Here is a 3,901-nt window from a genome sequence, read left to right on the forward strand (position 1 = left end):
GCATTAATTAGACTTAATCTTGCCATATGGCCGTATAAATATACCAGAGTAGCTGGGCCTTGAAATAACGCGAGGTGAGGTTGGGTGAATAATACTCAAAGGGTTTTTCTGGCGGTTTATCTGCCTGCAACCATTTTTATACTTATGCTGGATAATATGTTTACCGGGGCCAATATAGTGCAGTATGTAAAATATAGCACCATGATTACCCTTTTCCTGGCCGCCAGAAGCGTAAAAAAAGATGGCCCCGAACAGCAGCTGATGAGCATGGCCTTACTTTTCGTGGTCATCGCCGACTTTTTCCTGGTTTTCCTGCCCACCATTACATATTCCGATTTCACCGCATTTGGCACGGCTGCCTTTGCCGCCGCCTACCTTTGCCTGATATTTGCCACTCAAAAGAACTTCAGTTTGGGCAGGGCTGATATCATCATGGCTTTAATGGTGGGGGGGATTTCCATCCTGGCGTTTTTGACTATGGAGATGGAGGAGATTCAAGGAGCGATGCTCCTGGGAGTCATAGCTTTCGGTGTGGTTTTAGCTTACATGACCTGGACCTCAATATGCACAATATTCCGAAAGTATTATCGTTTGAAGGTGGCCGGTTTATTGGCCCTGGCAGGGATTCTCATGTTCATATCCGATCTGGCCGTAGCTTATGTGCACTTTAATCTGGCCTATACTGTGTTTTATCAACCCTGGATGCAAAATATCGTATGGGCCTCGTATATTCCGGCCTGGACCCTTATAGCTCTGGTGATAAGCGAAGATGATCCCTATAGAATGGCTGCTTTAAAATATTTTAGAACCAAAATTTGAAGGAATGGGCATATTCGAACCAGGCGGGGGCTCTGCTTACAGCTGCTTTTACCTGCTGATCACTACGTCCGCTTTTTCCCCGGGCTTCAGGGGGTTATCCGCGGCGAGTTTAAGTTTGATTTTCACACTGTCTCTATTTTTATTGGCCTGGGTCTGCATGTCCTTGGGCGTGTACTTGGCTTCCAGGTCAATGAAGCTCACCGTGCCTTTATATTCCGCTTTGCCGCTGTATATCGCCAGTTCCTGCCCATAACTGATACTGTTTATGGAATCCTCGGGAACATAGGCCACCAGATATTTATCCTGCTGAGAGGCTATGTCAACCAGGTTAGAGCCAGTATTCACCATATCCCCCAGCAGGAAATTTTTACTGATAATAATGCCGTCACTCAGGGCGGTTAGCTGGTATTTGGCCAAATTGGCCTCGGCCTGGCGAATCTGGCTTTGGGCCTGTTCGATGTCGGCCCGTGCGGCAGCGATTTTCTCCTGGTCAGGGCCTTTTTCCAGCATGGCCAGCTTCTGGCGGGCATTGTCCACCTGTACACCGGCCGATGACAGGGCTATCCTGGCCTGATCGAGCTGATATCTGGCATCATCCCGGGAGGCTTGGGAGATACCTCCGCCCCCGAATAAGGCCTGTATATCATCATAGTTCTGCTGGGCGTGCTCCAAATTCAAACGGGCGCTCTCATGAGCCTGTTCGGCCAGGGTTACATTATTTTTTCCCTGTTTGATGTCAAGAGCATCTACCGCGGTCTCCAGGTCGGCGAGGGTAGCCTGCTTTTTGGCCAGTCCGGCCTGCAATTGTTCTAAAAGGTATTTCTCATTGCTGTCGTCAATAACCGCGATGAGATCTCCTTTTTTAACCTCCTGACCCAGCTGCACCGGAAAACTTATAATCTTGCCCGAAACCTCGCAGTATTGAGAGTATACATCGGTTTCCACTATTCCCTGCAGCTTCAGGTCAGACTGAGAACACCCGCCAAGCAGAGCGGTAATCAATATCAAAGCTATGATGAGATAGGTTTTCTTCACAAGCCATTCCCCTCGTTTCTGTTAAATGCGCCGGTATTTTTTCAACAAGACGGTATTTAAGATTATGAATACAATAGAACAGCTCAGGATTACGGTTAAATCCAAGCTGATCGCTGCCAACCCGTTGCCCTTTATCATGACCTGTCTTAAGGCGTCGGCTATATAGTGCAAAGGCATAAACATTTCCACCACCTGCAGTGAGGGAGATAAGTCAAATAATCCGGAAAAGAATACTTGCGGGACGATCACTATAGGGATGAACTGCATCATCTGGAATTCATTGGATGCGGCTGTGGAAGCCAGTATGCCCAGCGTAAGGGCCACCATGGCGGATAAGAGGGTGATCAGCAAGACCAGGGCGAAAGAGCCGATCATGACGATTTTTAAAACATATACGCAATACCAGGAGATGAGAAATGACTGTAATACCGTTACCAGTCCGAATCCTATCACATAGCCGGCCACGATCTCCCAGCGCTTAATGGGGGTTGATAAAAGCCTTTCCAGGGTTCCTGAGGTGCGCTCCTGCAGAAATGAAATGCCGGCCACCAGGAAAACGAAGAAGAAGACCATGAAGCCGATGAGGACCGCTCCATAGGTATCAAACATAGGCAGGTCTTCGAAACCATAAACATATTTCACTTCCGATTGCAGGTCGGGGCGGGAAGCCGGTGCGATCATCTTGGCCTGTTCGATGGCCGATAAAACCAGGTTGGCCTTGGAGGGATTACTGGCGTCGATTTCTACATGAACCCGGTTGTTGATCATGTTGATGGTGGCCACAACTTCCCCTTGTTCCAGGGCCTTTTTGGCTTCATCGGGATCGTAGCGGAAGGCCATGATATTATAATCGTCCAAACGCTCTGCATATTCTGCCGGGGCGTTTATTACCGCCACCTTAACCACGGGTTCCGATTCGGCCAGTATAAAATAAAGCAGGGTCAACACCAGGATGGGTGCGCCCAGCATCAACGCCAGGGTGCGCCGGTCGTGTTTGAGCTGGTGTAAAATACGGAAAACCAGGGCTCTAATCCTCATTTTGATGTCCTCCGTAATAAATAAAGGCTTCTTCGATATCACTGGCTCCGGCTCTCTTCTGCAATTCCTGCGAGGTTCCGGCGGCTATAAGCCGGCCATCCCGCATCATGGCCAGCTTGTGGCATTTGTCGGCCTCGTCCATCACATGGGTGGTCAAGAGTATACTCACACCCTGGTCGGTCAGGTTGTTGAGTTCCCGCCAGATGCTCTGGCGCAGCAGCGGGTCAATTCCCACCGTAGGCTCATCCAGAACCAGGAGGGGAGGGTTGTGGAGGATGGCGATGGCCAGTGAAAGCCGGCGCTTCATGCCGCCTGAATAGGCGTGCACCGGCTTATCCAGATCTTCAGATAGACTGACCAGTTCCATGACCTCGACGGCGCGCTTTTTTATCCCGGCCCTGCTCATCCCGTAAATTGAACCGAAAAAGTACAGATTCTCGGCGGCGGTCAGGGAATTATAAAGCGCATCGGATTGCGACATGTATCCAATTTGATTCATAACCTGCAAATTGGGCATAGGCTGTTTTAAAACATGGGTCTCACCGGAGGTGGCCTCGAGTATACCTACGATGATCTTTACAATGGTGGTTTTGCCGCATCCCGAGGGACCCAGCAAACCAAATATCTCGCCGTAGGGCACCTCCAGGTCGATGTCTTTCAGAACCTGCTTCTCCCCAAAGTATTTATTTATTTTGGACAAAATGATGGAATTGGTATTCATAGAAAACGGATTCCTCTATCCTATGCTGTAATCCTCGTTATAACAGGTTCAAATCATTATGAAGAATCTACAGTCATTATAATGAATGCCGGCAGGTTTGTCATATAAAGTGGAGAGCCATACCGTGCCCGGCCTTTTTGGCTGATGGCCTTTACAAGCTGATGAGGGCAGGATATAATATGACACAACAAACCGATGAGCAAGAGAAGTAGGAACCATGGAATGCACTCAGAGAGCCGCTAACTGGTGAGAATGCGGATGCAGAATTGATTCTGAATGGACTTGCGA

General features: G+C 48.9%; 4 protein-coding genes. 1 reads left to right on the top strand and 3 read right to left on the bottom strand.

Going from position 1 to position 3,901, the window contains the following annotated elements; all coding sequences use genetic code 11:
* Window positions 1–144: 144 nt before the first annotated feature.
* Window positions 145–819, top strand: a complete 675-nt coding sequence (locus tag B3W37_RS12015; protein WP_483175936.1) for a lysoplasmalogenase family protein — start codon at window positions 145–147, stop codon at window positions 817–819.
* A gap of 48 nt (window positions 820–867) precedes the next feature.
* Here the strand turns inward: B3W37_RS12015 and B3W37_RS12020 are convergent, their stop codons facing one another.
* Genes B3W37_RS12020 through B3W37_RS12030 form a run of 3 tightly spaced genes read right to left on the bottom strand, consistent with a single transcriptional unit; the run spans window position 868 to window position 3,613 of the window.
* Window positions 868–1,854 carry an HlyD family secretion protein gene (locus B3W37_RS12020; RefSeq protein ID WP_483175938.1) on the bottom strand — a complete coding sequence of 329 codons (987 nt, stop codon included), beginning with the start codon at window positions 1,852–1,854 and terminating at the stop codon, window positions 868–870.
* Between the two features lie 21 nt (window positions 1,855–1,875).
* On the bottom strand, window positions 1,876–2,892 hold the full coding sequence (locus B3W37_RS12025; protein ID WP_481042566.1) for an ABC transporter permease: 1,017 nt from the start codon (window positions 2,890–2,892) through the stop codon (window positions 1,876–1,878).
* Complete coding sequence (locus tag B3W37_RS12030) at window positions 2,882–3,613, bottom strand: ABC transporter ATP-binding protein (protein WP_483171559.1); 732 nt, start codon at window positions 3,611–3,613, stop codon at window positions 2,882–2,884. Before B3W37_RS12030 ends, B3W37_RS12025 begins: the two co-directional genes overlap by 11 nt.
* Between the last annotated feature and the right edge of the window lie 288 nt (window positions 3,614–3,901).

The organism is Syntrophomonas sp. UBA5494, from assembly GCF_002426325.1.

Bases quoted from the DNA above. Each gene is read 5' to 3' on its own strand.
- B3W37_RS12015 (WP_483175936.1), top strand. From the start codon at position 145: ATGCTGGATAATATGTTTACCGGGGCCAATATAGTGCAGTATGTAAAA.
- B3W37_RS12025 (WP_481042566.1), bottom strand. From the start codon at position 2,892: ATGAGGATTAGAGCCCTGGTTTTCCGTATTTTACACCAGCTCAAACAC.
- B3W37_RS12030 (WP_483171559.1), bottom strand. From the start codon at position 3,613: ATGAATACCAATTCCATCATTTTGTCCAAAATAAATAAATACTTTGGG.